We start from the raw sequence: 18,252 nt of genomic DNA, 5'->3' as shown, positions 1-18,252 counted from the left end.
TTTGCTCCAGGGCCGGGCCTCAGTCTGTGGTCGCCAACGCAGGCGTTGGTGTGGGCCGGTGGAAAAACTTCTCAAGGTACAAGTATATGACCGGTGTGGTGAACAGCGTCAGCGCCTGGCTCACCAGCAACCCGCCAACCACTGCGATACCCAGCGGCTGGCGCATTTCCGCACCAGGGCCGGCGCCGAGCATCAGCGGCACCGCGCCGAGCAGGGCGGCGAGGGTGGTCATGATGATCGGCCGGAACCGCGTGACGCAGGCTTCATAGATCGCATCTTCCGGCGACAGACCCCTGACGCGCTGAGCCTCCAGGGCAAAGTCGATCATCAGGATGCCGTTCTTCTTCACGATGCCGATCAACAGCACCAGGCCGATCAGCGCCATGATCGAAAAGTCCTGCCCCATCAGTGACAGCATGATCAGCGCGCCCAACCCTGCCGAGGGCAAGGTCGAAATGATCGTCAGCGGGTGCACGAAGCTCTCGTACAGCACGCCGAGGATGATATACACCGCCACCAGCGCCGCCAGGATCAGCCACGGTTGGCTGGCCAGCGAACTCTGGAATGCCTGGGCCGCGCCCTGAAAGTTGCCGATGATGGTGGTCGGCATGCCGATTTCATTCTTGGCCTGGTTGAGCATGATCACTGCATCGCCCAAGGCCACGCCCGGTGCCAGGTTGAACGACAGGTTGGCGGCCGGGAACATGCCGTCATGGCTGATCGAAAGTGGCCCCACGGTGGGCGGATCGACTTTGGCCAGCGCCGACAGCGGCACCATCTCGTTTGTCAGCGGCGAGCGCAGGTAAAAGTAGTTGAGGCTTTCGGCTTTGCCGCGTTGCTGGGTATCCAATTCCAGCACCACTTGGTACTGGTTGATCTCGGTCTGGAATTCGTTGATCTGGCGCTGGCCGAACGCGTCGTACAGCGCCTGATCCACATCGGTGGCGGTCAGGCCAAAACGCGCGGCGGCCTGGCGGTCGATGCTGATGTGGGTGATGCTGCCGCCCAGTTGCAGGTCGTTGGACAGGTCGCGAAACGCCGGGTTGGCGCGCAGTTTTTCGGTGAGGCGCTGGGTCCAGGTGTTGAGCGTCGGGCCGTCGTTGCTCTTGAGCACGTATTGGTACTGAGCACGGCTGGGGCCGGAACTCAGGTTGATGTCTTGCCCGGCGCGCAGGTACAACACGATACCCGGCACCTTGGCCAGTTTCGGGCGGATGCGATCGATGAACTGGCTGGCGGACACGTCACGGTCGCCGCGGTCCTTCAAGGCGATCCAGAAGCGGCCGTTGGCAATGGTCTGGTTGCTGCCGGTCACACCGACCGAATGCGAAAACGCTTCCACTGCCGGGTCGGCCTTGACGATTTCGGCCAGGGCCTTGTGCTTGGCCACCATGTCCGGGTAGGACACGTCGGCCGCCGCTTCGCTGGTGCCGAGTACAAAGCCGGTGTCCTGCACCGGGAAGAACCCCTTGGGGATGAACACGTAGCCGACCACGGCCAGGGCCAACGTCACGACGAAGATTGCCGCCATCGTGCGTTGATGGGCCAGGGCACGGCGCAGGTTGCGCGCATAGCCGGCCAGCAGCCGTTCGCTGAAGCCCGGTTTGTCGTGCGCAGGGTGGCTGGGCGCGCGCATGAACAGCGCGGCCAGGGTCGGCGCCAAGGTCAGCGAAACCACCACCGAGATCAGAATGGTCGAGGTCGCCGTCAAGGCAAACTCCTTGAACAAACGCCCAACCACGCCCCCCATGAACAGCAGCGGAATAAACGCCGCCACCAGCGAGAAGCTGATGGACACCACCGTAAAGCCGATCTCCCCGGCGCCTTTGATCGCCGCTTCGCGCTTGTCGAGCCCAGCTTCCAGGTGGCGGTGAATGTTCTCGACCACCACGATGGCATCGTCCACCACAAAGCCCACTGCGATGACGATCGCCACCAGCGTCAGGTTGTTCAGGCTGAAACCCATCAGGTACATCAACGCAAAGCTGGCGACCAGCGACACACCCAGCACGCTGGACACAATCATCGTCGCCGACAACTGCCGCAGGAACAGCGCCATCACCGCCACCACCAGCAGGATGGCAATCAGCAGCGTCACTTCCACCTCATGCAGCGACGCGCGGATGGTCTTGGTACGGTCGGTCAACACGCTGACCTGCACCGACGCCGGCAGCATCGCCTGCAGGCGCGGCAGCTCGGCTTGAATGCGGTCGACGGTCTCGACGATATTCGCGCCGGGCTGGCGCGAGATCACCAGGTTGACCCCTGGGGTGTCGCCGGACCAGGCCTGCACGTAGGCGTTTTCCGAACCGTTGATGACTTTGGCGATATCACGCAGTTGAACCGGTGCGCCGTCCTTGTAGGACACGATCAACTGCGCGTAGTCCTCCGGGTGGAACAACTGGTCGTTGGTCGACAGGGTCGACACACTGTTCTCGCCGTAGATCGCACCCTTGGCCAGGTTGAGGCTCGATTGCTGGATGGCCAGGCGGATATCGGCCAGGGTCAGGCCGATGGCGGCGAGTTTGTCCGGGGACGCTTGTACCCGGATCGCCGGGCGCTGCTGGCCGGTGATGTTGATCTGGCCAACCCCGTCGATCTGGCTGATCTGCCGGGCCAGCAGGGTTTCCACGTAGTCGCTCAACTCGGTGCTGGGCATGCTGTTGGAGCTGACGCTGAGGATCAGCACTGGGCTGTCCGCCGGGTTGACCTTCTTCCAGGTCGGCAGGCTCGGCATGTCGCTGGGCAGCTTACCGGACGCGGTGTTGATCGCCGCCTGCACTTCCTGCGCGGCGGTGTCGATGCTTTTGGTCAGGGTGAATTGCAGGGTCAACAGGCTGGAGCCCAGGGCGCTGCTGGAGGTCATCTGGGTCATGCCAGGGATGGCGCTGAATTGCACCTCCAGCGGCGTGGCCACGGATGACGCCATGGTGTCCGGACTGGCGCCGGGCAGCGTGGCAGTCACCTGGATCGTCGGAAATTCCGCTTCCGGCAGTGGGGCGATGGCCAGGCGCGGGAAGGCAATCAGCCCGAGCAGCACCAGGGCAAAGGTCAGCAGCAGGGTGGCGACCGGGTGGTCGACGCACCAGGCTGACGGCGAACGGCTCATGGCTGCACCTTGGCATCAACGGTCTGAATGACTTGCGGCGGCTCCTTGAGTATTTCCACCTGCGCACCCGCCTTGAGCCGTGACTGGCCGTCGCTGACCAGCACATCCCCGGCCTGTACGCCCTTGATGATGTTCACGTCGCTGTTCTGGTAGGTGACTTGCACCGGCACCACGTCGACCTTGTCACCGTTGACCCGGTACACAAAATGCGAGTCCAGGCCGCGCTGCACGACGGTCGGTGGCACCACCAAGGCGTTTTTGTCGAGGGCGGTCTGGATCTTGATGGTCACCAGTTGCCCCGGCCACAGGCGCTGCGAGGCATTGTTGAATTCGGCCTTGGCGCGCAGGGTGCCGGTGGTGGAGCTGATCTGGTTGTCGATCAGGCTCAGGTGACCCTCGCCAAGCAAGTCGCCGGTCTGGCCATCGGTGTCGGCGCCCAGGTAGGCATCGACGCTGGCTTTTGTGGGCGCCGCGATCAGGCCCTGCAAGGTGGGCAGCATTTGTTGCGGCAGGGAGAACTCGACGGCAATCGGGTCGATCTGGGTCACGGAAAACAGGCCCTGGGTATCGGCGGTGCGCAAGAAGTTGCCTTCATCCACGGTGCGAATACCGACGCGTCCGCTGACCGGCGAGCGAATCTGAGTGTAGGAAAGTTGTACCTGAGCTGAATCGATTGCGGCCTGGTTGCCTTGGGCAGTGGCCTTGAGCTGGTTGACCAGGGCTTGTTGCTGGTCATAAGTCTGCTTGGACACGCCGTCGTCGACACTCAACTCCTTGTAGCGCTTGAGGTTGACCAGCGCTACCTGCAACTGCGCCTGGCTTTCGCCCAGTTGGGCCTTGGCCTGGTCAAGGCTGGCACGGATCGAGCGGTCATCGATGGTCGCCAGCAGGTCACCGGCCTTGACCAACTGGCCTTCCTTGACCAGCAATTTAGTGAGGATGCCGTCCACTTGCGGGCGAATCACCACACTGTGCAGCGACAGCACCGAGCCAATCCCACTGACAAAGCGCGGAATGTCCTGCTGCGCCACGCTCACCACCCGCACGGGAATAGCGGTGGGTGCCGCCAGTTTGGACTTGGCCGGTCGGGTCAGTGCCCAGGTTGCAACGGCCAACACCACGAGGACCCCCACGATCAGGGCGGTTTTTCGTTGAATGTGCATCGACGGACACCAGAGGCGCAGTTGCAAGTTTCAAGCTGCAAGTTGAGATTTGGATAAAAGCTTTATAGCGCGGCGACCCGGTCAGGATCGTGACGTCAAACTGACAGCCATGACAGCTAGTGCTTTAAACTTACCGCTTGAAGCTTACCGCTTGGCCCTCCGGCCCCGCTATACTCGCGCTTTTACACCAATACCCGCGCCGGAGCCCTTATGACTTCCCCGACACAACCCCCTGTTGAAGCGGACGACCTCGTCGATCCGGCCAGCGCCGAAGGCGTTGAAAAAGCCGAGATCCCGGCGTTCAAATTCCCCTTCAAACCGGGTGAACTGGCCGGAGCCAAGAATGCCGCCCAGCCCTGGTACAAGAACGGCGCCAAGAACGGCCACACCAAGAGCCCGGGTATGGCCCCGCCCGGTACACGCCGTTCCATGGGTAAACGTTAAGATTAATCATCTGTAACATTTGACGGATATTGCCTACAGCCTCCGTTGATGTTTCTGCTTGTAGGTCTGCGACCGTTTCTTGAAAGCTTGCACGGCTTCCGCTTCACCCCGGTTTGGTTAACGGGCGTGCAGCGGAGGGCGCTCTTTCCGGAAAAGGACGTTTCCTGTGCCCCTGATACATCTCTGTGTAGCGCTTGCCCTATTACTGGCGGTGGATGCCGTCGCAGGCCTTGATCAACCGCGACGTGAAATCCGCTTCGCCGTTGCCGCGCAATTTGCCCCTTTCCAGAGCCGCAACCCGCAAGGGCAGTTGGTCGGTCTGAATATCGAGTTGGGCAACGCCCTTTGCCAGCAGTTGAATGTGCGCTGTACGTGGGTTGACCAGGTGCTGGTTGAAAACTTCGAAGGTCTGGAAGCGCGGCGATTCGATGCAATCATGGGCATAGCCCCGACATCTTTGCGGCGGCGCTGGGTGAGTTTCACCGAAAACCTCTACCCCTTCACCACGCGGCTGGTCGCGCGCCGAACCTCGGGCCTTATGCCGACGCCAAGGTCGCTCAAGGGCAAGCGTGTCGGCGTGTTGCTGGGCAGCAATCGCGAAGCCTTTGCGCATGCGAAATGGGCGCGCAAAGGCGTGATCATCAAGAGCTTCTGGCTCAACGACGAACTGGTCCGCAGCCTGGTGGCAGGCGATATCGATGCGACGCTGCAGGGCACCGTGGAAATCCGTGAGGCCCTGCTCGACACGGCTGCCGGCCAGGATTTCGACTTCCTCGGCCCCGCCGTTTCCAACGAACTGCTGGGCAACGGTGTGGCGATCGCGTTACGCAAGACTGACACCGCGCTGCGTACCGAGCTAAACCGTGCGCTGGAACAGCTGATGCACAATGGTGAATACCAGCGGATCCTTGCGCCTTATCGCCTCGACCTACCGTGATGGCTAATTAATTGCGCGGAACATGAGCTGGATCAGTATTTGCCCCCTCGGTGCGCTTAGAGTCGACGCCCTGCCGACTCCTCCAACAATTACGAGCGCGCTTCTCCATGAAGATCAATCTGCCGGTCACCGGTCGGAATGTGGACTTTGCCCCCGACGCTAACATCCTTTCGACCACCGACCTGACCAGCGCGATTACCTACGCCAACCAGGACTTCATCGACATCAGCGGGTACGACCGCGATGAGCTGCTTGGCGTGAAACATAACATCCTGCGTCATCCGGACATGCCGTCCGAGGCGTTCGCCCATATGTGGCGAACCCTCAAGGCGGGGCGTTCGTGGATGGGCATGGTGAAAAACCGCTGCAAGAACGGTGACCATTACTGGGTCAGCGCGTATGCCACGCCCGTGAGCCGGGACGGGGCCACCGTGGAGTATCAATCGGTACGTACCAAGCCGGATGCGCGTCGGATCGCCGCAGCAGAGCGGGTCTATGCGCGCTTGCGAGCGGGCAAACGACCGGCATGGCCGGTGCTTGGCTTGGGCATGAAACTGTTCGCTTGGGTCGCCTTCACCTGCGGTGTCACCGGAGCCCTGGGCTTGGGCTTGGCGGATTACGCGCTGGGCTGGCAGTTACTGGCCCTGGTGGCCGGGTGTGCGGTCGGTGCGGTTGGCGCGCAGGCGATCCTGCGACCTCTGTCCCACCTGCAGCAGCGTGCACGCCGGGTGGCCGACAACCCCTTGAGCCAGGCAATCTACACCGGGCGCCGGGACGAGTGCGGGCAAATCGAATTCGCCTTCCAAATGCTCGAAGCCCAGGTAGGAGCGGTGGTGGGGCGTATCGGCGACGCCTCCCAGCGCCTGTCGGGCCACGCTGCGCAGTTGGTGCGGCACCTGGACAGCAGCCACGCCAGCAGCCTCGGCCAACAGACTCAGACCGACCAGATAGCCGCAGCCATCCACCAGATGGCCGCCAGCGTGGCCGAAATGGCCAACCATGCCCAGCAGGCTTCCAAGGCGGCCGACCAGGCCGGCAGCGAGACCCGCGAAGGCCATCAGCGCGTGGATGAAAGCCGTGATGCCGTGTTGCGCCTGTCCCAGGAGTTGGCACGCGCCACCGAAGTCATTCACCAGTTGGAAAGCCACAGTGGCGAAATCAGCGGCGTGCTGGAAGTGATCCGCACGATTGCCGAACAGACCAACCTGCTGGCGCTGAACGCCGCCATCGAAGCGGCGAGGGCGGGCGAGCAGGGGCGTGGCTTCGCCGTGGTGGCCGATGAAGTGCGCGGCCTGGCCCAGCGCACCCAGCAATCGACCGATGAAATCCAGCGCATGATCAGCACCCTGCAAGGCGGCGCACGGGATGCGGTACAAGCGATGGCGCAGAGCGGCGAGCATGTCGAAGCCAGCGTCCAGCAGGCACAGCGGGCCGCCGCAGCGCTGGACGGCATCAGTCAGCGTGTCACGCAAATCACCGCCATGAGCCAGCAGATAGCAACCGCCGTGGAAGAGCAGAGCACGGTGAGCGAGGACATCAACCGCAATATCGTTGGCATTCGCAATGCCGGGGAGGCCACGGTCAGCGCCGGGCAGCAGAGCCAGCTCAGTTCAGGCGATGTGGCGGCGCTGGCGGAGGATTTACGCCAGTTGGCGCAGGAGTTCTGGGGGCAGCAGCGGTAACCCAATTCAACGGCTACTGCTATTTAGGAGCTTTCCTACCAGTCAAACAGACGTGTTGAAGTTAAAACACCGGTCAGTGCTTGTTAGAACAACGGGCGCATACGGGCCATGACTCACGGAGCCCGTCTGCCCCATACCTTTTGCACAGGACAGGCTTATGAAGACTTCAAGACGACTGCTGGCGCTGGTGACGTTTTTTCTGACCCTTTTGTCCGCGGCGGGATGTGCTGTGGCGCCTGCTCCCGAGAGTTCGTGGCGTGAAATCCGCTTTGGTGTAGAGGCGGATGTGCCGCCCTTTGAATACCGCAATGCCCAGGGTGAGCTCGTGGGGCTGAATATAGAACTGGGGAATGCCCTGTGTGCAGCGCTTGATGCGCGTTGCGTGTGGGTTGAGCAGCCTTATGCGACCAACCTCGCAGCGCTCCAGGCTGGCCGGTTCGACGCGATCATGCCCATGACGGCGACAGCCGCGCGGCGTGAACTCGTCGACTTCACCCATGACCTCTATGCCCTTCAAAGCCGTTTGGTGGCTCCTAAGGGCTCCAACCTGCTGCCAACCGCCCAGGCACTCAAGGGCAAGCGCGTGGGCGTGCTGGCGGGAACCAGCCGTGAAGCCTTTGCCTTGACGCGGTGGGGGACCCAGGGGGTGATTGTGCGCAGCTTTGGCCTCAACACTGATTTGATCCGTAGCTTGCAGGCCGGTGAAATTGACGCCACGTTGCAAAACACCGTCGAAATCAGCGAAGCGCTGTTGAACACCGCTGAAGGTGCTGCGTTCGCCTTTGCCGGGCCAACGGTGGTCGATGACATGTTGGGCGGCGGCGTAGCCATTGCCACTCGCAAAACCAATCCTGATCTCACGGCGGCGCTCAACGAGGCGCTGCAACGCATGAAAGACAGCGGCGAGTATGCGGCCATTACCGAGCGTTATCTGGGCGCTGCGCCTCTTGAGCCGGCCAGGATGACGTATACGCCGGCAGAGGGTGGGTTGCCCTTCTCGGAAACGGTGCAAGTCGGTCAGGCCCTCTACATTTCCGGGAAGTTGGGGCTGGATCAAAACGGTCGTCTGGTACCTGGCGGTATTCGTGCAGAAACGGCGCAGGCTCTCGAGAACATACGCGGCGTTCTGATGGCCAAGGGTATCGGGATGGATAGAGTTGCCCAGTGCAGGGTGATTCTTGCCGACCTCAAGGACTTTGCACAAATGAACAGCGTCTATGCCAGCTACTTCCAGGCTGACCGCCTGCCAGCCCGGACGACATTTGCTGGCAAGCTGTTGCTGAATGCGCGGATCGAGATCGAGTGCATGGCCAGCCTCTGACCCACTGCAAACCTGCGCGTCTAGGCGGCGCGCAGTGAAATAAACGCATAGTTGGCCGGCACCTCAGTCGCAATCTGCGCCCCGGCATCCAGCACCTGCTCCGCGATGTCCATGCCGGACACATGGAACACCCACTCGCTGACCACGGACGGTCGTTGCACCGCCAGCTCGATGGCTTGGGCAAATGCGCCCATGTCGGGCAGGTAAGCGGTAAACCCATCCCCCTTGAGGGCTGTGGTGCGAATTCCCAGCAGGGCGCACACCGCCTCTTTGGTCTGTACATCGTCACGGTCGGCCTGGCGTGAGCGGCGGATCAGTTCGGCCAGTTCCTGGTCCATCAACTCACCGCCGACGATCAGCGCCGGGCCCTGTTCCCAGGACTCCGGCGGGCAATCCTTGGCGGCGGGGTTCAGCGGGATATGCGGGTTGATCTCCATCGGATAAATGCGGCACACCAGCGGGCGGCGTTCATAGATGCGGCACAGGTTGTCTTCGTCAAGATTCCGGCAGCGTCCGGCGTTGTAGGCGGCAAAGGTGATTGCCACAAATGCCTGGGTATTGCCGCTGGGCACGATGACCGAGCGACGCTCGGCATGCTCGCGTTGCTGCTGCGGCAGGCCCAGGCCAGTGCCCAGGAACCCCTCCACCAGAACGATGACATTGCCGCCGTCCGCCGCCCACAGGCGGGCTTCTTCGAGGGTCAGGGGCACGTGGTGGTCGGAGCAGCATTTACCACAACCGACGCAGGAAAATTGAGTGTTCATGGCGGATCTGTCACCAGGCAAGGTCAGAGGGTACGCAGGAACAGTGACGGGTTTTTACCTCTGTTCACCGTTTTAGCTCTCTGGAAGCAAGTTACACGCCAGTGCCTGTCAGTCCCGTGGCACCACATCGCGCAGGACAAATCTCATGCCCGCGCTTTCGTACAGTTGGCGGGCACGCAGGTTGCTCTCCAACACCTTGAGGTCCACATAGGGTTCACCGCGTTGCTTGAAGGCGTGGAAGCAGTGCAACAGCAATGCGCGGCCCAATCCCTGGCCCTGGGCGCAGGGGTGAACGGAGAGGTTCTTGATAACCGCGCTGGTCCAGCACTGCGCCACGGCGAGAATGCCGTCGTCGTTGCTGGCCACCAGGCACAGCGTGGGGTCGAACTCGGCATCGGTGGTGAACTGCTGCTGCCAGGTTTCCAGGTTGGGAACGCGACCGCCACCCTGATCCTGGGTCAGGCGCAATACGGCGTGAATCGCCGGGGCCAGGTCGTCACGGTAATGATCCAACTGCGTGCCCGCCGGCCACTGCGGGGCGGGCAGGCTGCCGATAAGGTCGCGGCGCAGCAGTTGGAAATATTCGCTCACAGGCCTTTTTGCGCCACCGTTTGCGCGGCCACCACCAGGCACTTGGTCAACTCGGGCGAGGAGAACTTGGTGAGCACCGCGTCGGCGCCGGCCAGCCGGGCTTTTTCGCTGTTCATCGCGCTGTCCAGCGAGGTGTGCAGCAACACATAGAGGTGCTGGAAATCCGGGGTTTCGCGCAGGGTGCGGGTAAGGGCGTAGCCGTCCATCTCCGACATCTCGATGTCCGACACCACCACGTTGATCTGCTCGGCCGTGCCTTGCAACTCCAGCAGCACGTCGATGGCTTCCTTGGCGCTGCGCGCGGTGTGGCAGGTGAGGCCGAGGTTGCGCAGGGTGTGCACCGATTGCTGCAGCGCGACCTGGCTGTCGTCTACCACCAGGATGCGTGCGTGGCCGAGTACTTCGGCTTCTTCCATGGTGAGGTCGGTCGGCGCCGCTTCGATCGGCGCCGGCGCGATGCCGTGGATGACTTTTTCGATATCCAGCACCTGCACCAGGCCGCCTTCCACCTGGGTGACCCCGGTGATGAACGCGCGGTTACCGCCGGAGCCATAGGGTGGTGGGCGAATGTCGGTGGTCAGGCAATGCACGATCTTGCTCACCGCCTGTACATGCAAACCCTGCTTGGAGCGGCTCACGTCGGTGACGATCAGGCAGCCGCCATCAGGGTCCGCCAGGGGCATTTCGCCGAGGGCGCGGCTCAGATCGATCACCGCCAGCGAGTTACCGCGCAGGGTGGCGATGCCTTTGACGTGCGGGTGCGACTCCGGCAGCTTGGTCAGCGGCGGGCACGGGATGATTTCACTGACTTTCAGCAGGTTGATCGCCATCAGCTTGCCGCTGCGCAAGGTAAAGAGCAGAAGCGAGAGTGAGTCTGCGCGGGCTTTGGTGGTGGACATAAAAACCTTCTGTGGATCAGGGATGACGATCTTCTATGGAAGGTTATCGACCTGTACACCCAAAACTGTAGGCGCCGGGGGGACGCCTAGTTCTTGCCGGCGATGAAGCCCGCCCGATCGCCATCGCCGGCAAGCCGAGTGCCTACAGAGGATAAGCGGGTGTCAGCCCTTCCACACCTGTGGGTTCACCAGGTCCTGCGGGCGCTGGCCCAGCAGGGCGCTGCGCAGGTTGTCCAGGGCGCGGTTGGCCATGGCTTCGCGGGTTTCATGGGTGGCCGAGCCAATGTGCGGCAGGGTCACGGCATTGCTCAGCTGGAACAGCGGCGACTCGGCCAGTGGCTCCTGTTCATACACATCGAGCCCGGCGCCACGGATACGCTGGCTTTGCAGCGCCTCGACCAGCGCCGGTTCGTCCACCACCGGGCCTCGGGAAATATTGATCAGGATCGCGCTGGACTTCATCAGCCCCAGCTCGCGGGTGCTGATCAGGTGACGGGTCTTGTCGCTCAACGGCACCACCAGGCAGACGAAATCCGCCTCGGCGAGCAGTTCATCCAGGCTGCGAAATTGCGCGCCCAGTTCTTGCTCCAGCGCCGGCTTGCGGCTGTTACCGCTGTACAGGATCGGCATGTTGAAACCCAGCCGCCCACGCCGGGCCACGGCCGCGCCGATATTGCCCATGCCGACGATGCCCAGGGTCTTGCCATGCACATCGCAGCCAAACAACGGCGCACCGACGCTGGCCTTCCACTGCCCGGCCTTGGTCCAGGCATCCAGCTCGGCCACACGACGCGCGCTGCTCATCAGCAAGGCAAAGGCCAGGTCGGCGGTGCTTTCGGTGAGGACGTCAGGGGTATTGGTGAGCATGATCCCGCGTTCGTTGAAGTACGCGACGTCATAGTTGTCGTAGCCCACCGACACGCTGGACACCACTTCCAGCTTGCTCGCGCCTTGCAATTGCTCGCGTCCCAGCTTGCGACCCACACCGATCAGACCGTGGGCGTGGGGCAAGGCTTCATTGAACTGTGCGTTGATATCGCCCAGCTTGGGATTGGGCGCGATCACCTCGAAATCCTGTTGCAGGCGTTCGATCATTTCCGGGGTGACGCGGCTGAAAGCGAGGACAGTCTTTTTCATTGCAGGCGGGCTCATCGACTACGGAAGAATGCCAAGCACGCTAACATTCCTCGTTACGGTTGTCAGGAGATCACTGGACCCAAGTGGGCACAGTTCAAAATGTGGGAGCGAGCTTGCTCGCGAATGCGGTGCGTCAGCAGCAGATGTGTCGCCTGACACGCCGCATTCGCGAGCAAGCCCGCTCCCATACTGAATCTCTATCGTCTGATAAATATCAGTTAGCCATCCGCGCGCCGCTGAGGCTGCCACTCAACTCATACGCCACCAGTTCCGCCTGGTGCGCCGCCAGAATCTCCGGCAGCGAACCACGCAAGTATTCCACCCAAGTCTTGATCTTCGCATCCAGGTACTGGCGCGACGGGTAGATGGCGTACAGGTTCAGTTCCTGGGAACGGTAGTTGGGCATTACCCGCACCAGCGTGCCATTGCGCAAACCTTCGATCGCCGCATACACCGGCAGCAGCCCGATGCCCATGCCGCTGGTGATCGCGGTTTTCATCGCATCGGCCGAATTCACCAGGAACGGCGAAGTATTGATCGCCACGCTTTCCTGGCCTTCGGGGCCATTGAAGGTCCATTTGTCCAGCTGGATCACCGGGCTGACCAGGCGCAGGCAGGCATGGTTGAGCAGGTCATTGGGGCGATGGGCGCAGCCCTTGGCCTTGACGTAGTCCGGCGAGGCACAGGCAATGCTGTAGGTGATGCCCAGGCGCTGGGACACGAAGCCCGAGTCCGGCAGCTCGCTGGCCAGCACGATGGACACGTCATAGCCCTCGTCGAGCAGGTCCGGCACGCGGTTGGCCAAGGTCAGGTCGAAGGTGACGTCCGGATGAGTACGGCGATAGCGGGCGATGGCGTCGATGACGAAATGCTGGCCGATACCGGTCATGGTGTGCACTTTCAATTGCCCGGCAGGGCGCGCATGGGCGTCGCTGGCCTCGGCTTCGGCTTCCTCGACATAGGCGAGGATCTGCTCACAGCGCAGCAAATAGCGTTTGCCAGCTTCGGTCAGCGCGATGCGTCGTGTCGTTCGGTTCAACAAGCGGGTTTGCAGATGGGCCTCAAGGTTGGAGACCGCGCGCGAGACGTTGGCAGTGGTGGTGTCCAGTTGCACGGCGGCGGCGGTGAAGCTGCCGGCTTCGGCCACGCAACTGAAGGCGCGCATATTTTGCAAAGTGTCCATGGAGTGTTCTCAGGGGAGATAACAAATTGTGACAGAAAGTTACGCCGTCCAGTGATCCCTACCAACGGATTATCGCCTGAACGGTAACAAAGATTCACAGGAATGCCAGCTTATCGTCGTTCATGCCGCCGCCTAGAATTGCGCCACCTTTCCCGCTCCACCCTCTCAGGAATACGCTTGCCGTGCCGCGTCGCATCAGCAGAGAGCTTAAGACTCTCAGTGTTTGGGCTTTATCGTTAGCTATCAGCGGCTGCATCGGAACCGGAGGAATCGCGCCCCAAGGCCAGTCCCTCAACGCCAGTGACCTGGCCACCGACGAAGCGATCCAGAGCGCCGCCCAAGACGCCCATTGGCCCACCGCGCAATGGTGGCAAGCCTACGGCGACCCCCAGCTCAACCGCTGGGTCGACCTCGCCACCCAACACAGCCCGAGCATGGCCATGGCCGCCGCGCGGGTGCGTGAAGCACGGGCCATGGCCGGGATCGCCGAGGCGGCCGAGTCGTTGCAGATCAACAGCGACACCACCCTCAAGCGCCACAACTGGCCGAAGGATCAGTTCTACGGCCCCGGCGAGCTGAGCGGAGCCAACACCTGGGACAACAATGCCTCCCTGGGCCTGAGCTACGCCCTCGACCTGTGGGGCCGCGAAAGCAACACCACCGAACGTGCCGTCGACTTGGCGCACATGAGCGCCGCCGAAGCGCGCCAGGCCCAGCTCGAATTGCAGAACAACGTGGTGCGCGCCTATATCCAGCTGTCGTTGCAGTACGCCAATCGCGATATCGTCGCGGCCACCTTGGCGCAACAGCAGCAGATTCTCGACCTGGCCAACAAACGCCTGAACGCCGGGATCGGCACCCACTTTGATGTCAGCCAGGCCGAAACGCCGTTGCCGGAAACCCATCGCCAACTGGACGCCCTGGACGAAGAGATCGCCCTGAGCCGCAACCAACTCGCAGCGCTGGCGGGCAAGGGGCCGGGGGAGGGCGCGACATTGCAACGCCCGACCCTGTCCCTCGCCGCGCCCCTGAAACTGCCGTCGCGACTGCCTGCGCAATTGCTCGGCCAACGCCCGGACGTGGTCGCCAGCCGCTGGCAAGTTGCGGCCCAGGCCCGTGGCATCGATGTGGCCCACGCCGGTTTCTACCCCAACGTCGACTTGGTCGGCAGCCTCGGCTACGTGGCCACCGGCGGCGGCATGCTGGAGTTCCTGGCCGGCAAGAAATTCAACTACAGCGTCGGTCCTGCGATCACCTTGCCGATCTTCGACGGCGGGCGCCTGCGCGCAGAGCTGGGCGAAGCCAGCGCCGGTTATGACATAGCTGTCGCCAAGTACAACCAGACCCTGGTCAACGCGCTCAAGGGCATCAGCGACCAGTTGATCCGCCGCGAGTCCATGGACAAGCAAGCCTCCTTTGCTGCGCAATCGGTGGCCTCGGCGCAGAAGACCTACGACATCGCGATGATCGCCTACCAGCGCGGCCTTACCGACTACCTCAATGTGCTGAATGCGCAGACGTTGCTGTTCCATCAGCAGCAGATCGAGCAACAGGTCCAGGCCGCGCGCCTGAGTGCCCATGCTGAATTGGTCACGGCCCTGGGCGGCGGCCTCGGTGCCGGCAACGATGTGCCTCAAGACGCCAAGACCCTTCCGAGCAAGACCCCGGCGGCGCTTGCCGCGTTCGATCACTGAGTAGGATTTGATGACGCCCTTGCCTGCACCGCTGCGCTGGCTATATGCCCTAGAGTGGCGCCGTGGTTTTTTCGACTGGGCACGCAGTGATGGCGTGACCTGGGTGTATATCTTCAAGGTGCTGGTCGCCGCGTTCCTCACGCTGTGGTTGGCCATGCGCCTGGAGCTACCGCAACCGCGCACGGCGATGATCACCGTGTTTATCGTGATGCAGCCCCAGAGCGGCCAGGTGTTTGCCAAGAGCTTCTATCGCTTCCTCGGCACCCTGGCGGGGTCGGCGGTGATGGTGCTGTTGATCGCCTTGTTTGCGCAGAACACCGAGCTGTTTCTCGGCGCGCTGGCGATCTGGGTGGGCATCTGCACGGCGGGCGCGACGCGCAATCGCAACTTCCGCGCCTACGGCTTTGTGTTGGCCGGCTACACGGCGGCGATGGTCGGCCTGCCGGCCCTGGCGCATCCGGATGGGGCCTTTATGGCGGCGGTGTGGCGAGTGCTGGAAATTTCCCTGGGGATTCTGTGTTCCACTCTGGTCAGCGCCGCGATCCTGCCGCAAACCTCCAGCGCCGCCATGCGCAACGCCTTGTACCAGCGCTTTGGCGTGTTCGCGCTGTTCGTCACCGATGGCCTGCGCGGGCGCAGCCAGCGTGAGGGGTTCGAAGCCAGCAACGTGCGCTTTATCGCCGAAGCCGTGGGCCTGGAAGGGCTGCGCAGTGTCACGGTGTTCGAAGACCCACATATGCGTCGACGCAACGGCCGGCTCAGCCGCCTCAACAGCGAGTTCATGAGCATCACCACGCGCTTCAATGCCTTGCACCAGTTGCTTGAACGGCTGCGCACGGACGAAGCGGACCATGTGGTGGCGGCCATCAAGCCCGGCCTGCAAGACCTTGCCGAAGTGCTCGATGGTTTCTCCGCTCGCGCGCTCACCAGCCCTGATGCCGCAAGGTTGGTGGCGCAATTGAGCGCCTACAAGGACGGCTTGCCCGCCAAGGTCCGCAGCCTGCGCGCGGCCTTCCAGGAGGGGGAGCCTACCGAAGCCGAACAACTGGACTTCCACACCGCCTACGAGCTGCTTTACCGCTTTGTCGATGACCTGCACAACTACGCGCAAACCCACGCGTCCCTTGCCGATCACAGCCATGCGCGCGAGCAGTGGGACGAAACCTTTATCCCTAAGACCAACTGGCTGGCCTGCGCCGCCTCGGGCATCCGCGCGTCGTTCATCCTGATCGTGCTCGGCAGTTACTGGGTGGCCACCGCCTGGCCCAGCGGCGCCACCATGACCTTGATCGCCGCCGCCACGGTCGGCCTGTCCGCCGCCACGCCCAACCCCAAGCGCATGGCGTTCCAGATGGCCTGCGGCACGTTGATCGGCGCGTTGGTGGGGTTTGTCGAAATGTTCTTCGTGTTTCCCTGGATCGACGGTTTCCCGCTGTTGTGCGTGATGCTTGCGCCGGTGATCATCTTTGGCGCATTCCTCGCTTCGCGCCCGCAATACGCGGGTGTCGGCGTGGGGCTGCTGATCTTCTTCAGCACCGGCTCGGTGCCGGACAACCTCACGGTCTACAACCCCTACACCTTCATCAACGACTACATCGCCATGGTCATCGGCATGCTGGTGTGCGCGGCGGCGGGGGCGATCATTTTGCCGCCCAACAGCCGCTGGCTATGGCGCCGGTTGGAGCAGGACCTGCGCGAGCAAGTGGTGTACGCGATCAGCGGCAAGCTCAAGGGCCTGGCCTCAAGTTTCGAAAGCCGTACCCGCGACCTGCTGCACCAGGCCTATGGCCTCGCCGTCGGCCAGCCGCAAGTGCAACGCGACCTGCTGCGCTGGATGTTCGTGGTGCTGGAGGTCGGCCACGCGATCATCGAGTTGCGCAAGGAACAGGCGATTTTGCCGGTGCACCCGGCGTACGCGGAGTCCCAGCCGTGGCGCCAGGCGATCCGCGTGATGGGCCGCTCGCTGGTGCGGCTGTTCCTGCAACCCAGCGCGAGCAACCTGGAGCGCGGCCTGATCGCCGTCGACCACGCCATCAGTCGCGTGCAGGCCACCGACGAGCCTTCTGCCCCGCACTTCGACACCTCGGCCCTGCGTCGGGTGAAGAGCTACCTGCACTTTATCCGCACTTCGCTTTTGGACCCGCAATCGCCGCTGGCCGCCCTTAAAGGATCCCCGCATGCCCCGTGAAATCGCCTTCCATGGCGTGTACATGCCAACCATGACTCTGATGTTCCTGATCGCGGCCGTGTTGGCCTGGGCGCTTGATCGCTTCCTGGCCGGGTTCGACCTGTACCGCTTTTTCTGGCACCCGGCGTTGCTGCGCCTGAGCCTGTTTGTTTGCCTGTTCGGCGCCCTGGCGCTGACCGTCTACCGTTGAGAATGCCCCGATGAAAAAGTTTTTCAGCCTGCTCGCGACCTTGCTGGTACTGGCCTTGGCGATCTGGATTGGCCGCACGCTGTGGGTGCACTACATGCAAACCCCGTGGACCCGCGACGGGCGTGTGCGCGCCGATATCATCAACGTCGCCGCCGACGTCACCGGCGAAGTGGTCGACGTGCCGGTGCGTGACAACCAACTGGTAAAAAAGGGCGACCTGTTGATGCAGATCGACCCCGAGCACTACCGCATTGCGGTCAAGCAGGCGCAGTCGCTGGTGGCGTCGCGCAAAGCCACCTGGGAAATGCGCAAGGTCAACGCCCATCGCCGGGCTGACCTCGATGCGCTGGTGATCTCCAAGGAAAACCGCGACGACGCCAGCAACATCGCCGACTCGGCACTGGCCGATTACCAACACGCGCTGGCGCAACTGGAAGCAGCCGAACTCAATTTGAAACGCACGCAGGTGGTGGCGGCGGTGGATGGTTATGTCACCAATCTGAACGTGCATCGCGGTGACTACGCCCGCATCGGCGAAGCCAAAATGGCTGTGGTGGATATGAACTCGTTCTGGGTTTATGGCTTCTTCGAAGAAACCAAGCTGCCCCATGTGAAAGTTGGCGATAAAGCCGATATGCAATTGATGAGCGGCGAGACCTTGAAGGGTCATGTGGAAAGCATCTCGCGCGGCATCTACGACCGCGACAACCCCGAAAGCCGCGAACTGATTGCCGATGTGAACCCGACCTTCAACTGGGTGCGCCTGGCCCAGCGGGTGCCGGTGCGGATTCATATCGATGAGGTGCCGCAAGGCGTGCTGTTGGCGGCGGGCATCACCTGCACCGTCATCGTCAACCCATAACCCCGTGGAGCCGGCTTGCCGGCGATGGGGCCCTTGAGGCTTGCGCAACATGACAGGTCGCTATCGCCGGCCAGCCGGCGGCTACCGG

At 62.6% G+C, this 18,252-nt stretch carries 15 protein-coding genes and 1 pseudogene; 9 read left to right on the top strand and 7 right to left on the bottom strand.

Annotation, left to right across the window (positions count from 1 at the left end):
* Positions 1-19: 19 nt before the first annotated feature.
* Both KHP07_RS03595 and KHP07_RS03590 read right to left on the bottom strand, forming a co-directional pair.
* On the bottom strand, positions 20-3,109 hold the full coding sequence (locus KHP07_RS03595; protein ID WP_078046967.1) for a multidrug efflux RND transporter permease subunit: 3,090 nt from the start codon (positions 3,107-3,109) through the stop codon (positions 20-22).
* The gene (locus tag KHP07_RS03590; RefSeq protein WP_078046968.1) at positions 3,106-4,272 is read right to left on the bottom strand and encodes an efflux RND transporter periplasmic adaptor subunit; all 1,167 of its coding nucleotides are present in this window, start codon (positions 4,270-4,272) and stop codon (positions 3,106-3,108) included. Before KHP07_RS03590 ends, KHP07_RS03595 begins: the two co-directional genes overlap by 4 nt.
* A gap of 210 nt (positions 4,273-4,482) precedes the next feature.
* Here KHP07_RS03590 and KHP07_RS03585 point away from each other — a divergent pair, with 210 nt between their 5' ends.
* From KHP07_RS03585 to KHP07_RS03570, 5 genes and pseudogenes are all read left to right on the top strand, one after another.
* Entirely contained in the window at positions 4,483-4,716 is a 234-nt protein-coding gene (locus tag KHP07_RS03585) for a hypothetical protein (protein WP_099494074.1), read from the top strand.
* A gap of 166 nt (positions 4,717-4,882) precedes the next feature.
* Complete coding sequence (locus tag KHP07_RS03580) at positions 4,883-5,653, top strand: transporter substrate-binding domain-containing protein (protein ID WP_214496614.1); 771 nt, start codon at positions 4,883-4,885, stop codon at positions 5,651-5,653.
* Between the two features lie 107 nt (positions 5,654-5,760).
* Positions 5,761-6,042: pseudogene (locus KHP07_RS29780) on the top strand (PAS domain-containing protein); the annotation flags it as partial.
* Between the two features lie 219 nt (positions 6,043-6,261).
* Positions 6,262-7,335 carry a methyl-accepting chemotaxis protein gene (locus tag KHP07_RS03575; protein WP_502937527.1) on the top strand — a complete coding sequence of 358 codons (1,074 nt, stop codon included), beginning with the start codon at positions 6,262-6,264 and terminating at the stop codon, positions 7,333-7,335.
* A 157-nt stretch (positions 7,336-7,492) separates the two neighbouring features.
* Entirely contained in the window at positions 7,493-8,656 is a 1,164-nt protein-coding gene (locus tag KHP07_RS03570) for a transporter substrate-binding domain-containing protein (RefSeq protein WP_214496612.1), read from the top strand.
* 20 nt (positions 8,657-8,676) lie between these two features.
* Here KHP07_RS03570 and KHP07_RS03565 read toward each other — a convergent pair whose 3' ends face one another.
* From KHP07_RS03565 to KHP07_RS03545, 5 genes are all read right to left on the bottom strand, one after another.
* Positions 8,677-9,420, bottom strand: coding sequence for a YkgJ family cysteine cluster protein (locus KHP07_RS03565; RefSeq protein ID WP_100491461.1), 744 nt, complete (start codon positions 9,418-9,420; stop codon positions 8,677-8,679).
* Positions 9,421-9,528: 108 nt separating this feature from the next.
* Positions 9,529-10,011, bottom strand: a complete 483-nt coding sequence (locus KHP07_RS03560) for a GNAT family N-acetyltransferase (RefSeq protein WP_214496611.1) — start codon at positions 10,009-10,011, stop codon at positions 9,529-9,531.
* The gene (locus KHP07_RS03555) at positions 10,008-10,910 is read right to left on the bottom strand and encodes a chemotaxis protein CheV (RefSeq protein ID WP_078046975.1); all 903 of its coding nucleotides are present in this window, start codon (positions 10,908-10,910) and stop codon (positions 10,008-10,010) included. Before KHP07_RS03555 ends, KHP07_RS03560 begins: the two co-directional genes overlap by 4 nt.
* A 162-nt stretch (positions 10,911-11,072) precedes the next feature.
* Entirely contained in the window at positions 11,073-12,047 is a 975-nt protein-coding gene (locus KHP07_RS03550) for a 2-hydroxyacid dehydrogenase (protein ID WP_099494078.1), read from the bottom strand.
* 214 nt (positions 12,048-12,261) lie between these two features.
* Positions 12,262-13,230: a LysR family transcriptional regulator gene (locus KHP07_RS03545; RefSeq protein WP_078046977.1), complete on the bottom strand. Its 969-nt coding sequence runs from the start codon at positions 13,228-13,230 to the stop codon at positions 12,262-12,264.
* A gap of 182 nt (positions 13,231-13,412) precedes the next feature.
* Between KHP07_RS03545 and KHP07_RS03540 the strand changes: the two genes are divergently transcribed.
* From KHP07_RS03540 to KHP07_RS03525, 4 genes are read left to right on the top strand one after another with little or no spacing between them, the layout of a single operon-like run.
* Entirely contained in the window at positions 13,413-14,924 is a 1,512-nt protein-coding gene (locus tag KHP07_RS03540; RefSeq protein ID WP_214496610.1) for an efflux transporter outer membrane subunit, read from the top strand.
* A gap of 10 nt (positions 14,925-14,934) precedes the next feature.
* Positions 14,935-17,112, top strand: coding sequence for an FUSC family protein (locus KHP07_RS03535; RefSeq protein WP_214496609.1), 2,178 nt, complete (start codon positions 14,935-14,937; stop codon positions 17,110-17,112).
* Complete coding sequence (locus KHP07_RS03530) at positions 17,102-17,302, top strand: DUF1656 domain-containing protein (RefSeq protein WP_012722318.1); 201 nt, start codon at positions 17,102-17,104, stop codon at positions 17,300-17,302. Before KHP07_RS03535 ends, KHP07_RS03530 begins: the two co-directional genes overlap by 11 nt.
* Before the next feature lie 10 nt (positions 17,303-17,312).
* A complete protein-coding gene (locus KHP07_RS03525; RefSeq protein ID WP_078046980.1) occupies positions 17,313-18,164 on the top strand; it encodes an efflux RND transporter periplasmic adaptor subunit in 852 nt (283 codons plus the stop codon).
* The last annotated feature ends 88 nt before the right edge of the window (positions 18,165-18,252 follow it).

It is taken from the genome of Pseudomonas sp. VS40, from assembly GCF_018587885.1.
Classification (GTDB): domain Bacteria; phylum Pseudomonadota; class Gammaproteobacteria; order Pseudomonadales; family Pseudomonadaceae; genus Aquipseudomonas; species Aquipseudomonas pergaminensis.
The sequence above is the reverse complement of the archived record's forward strand: the minus strand, read 5'-3'. Positions and strand labels throughout refer to the sequence as shown.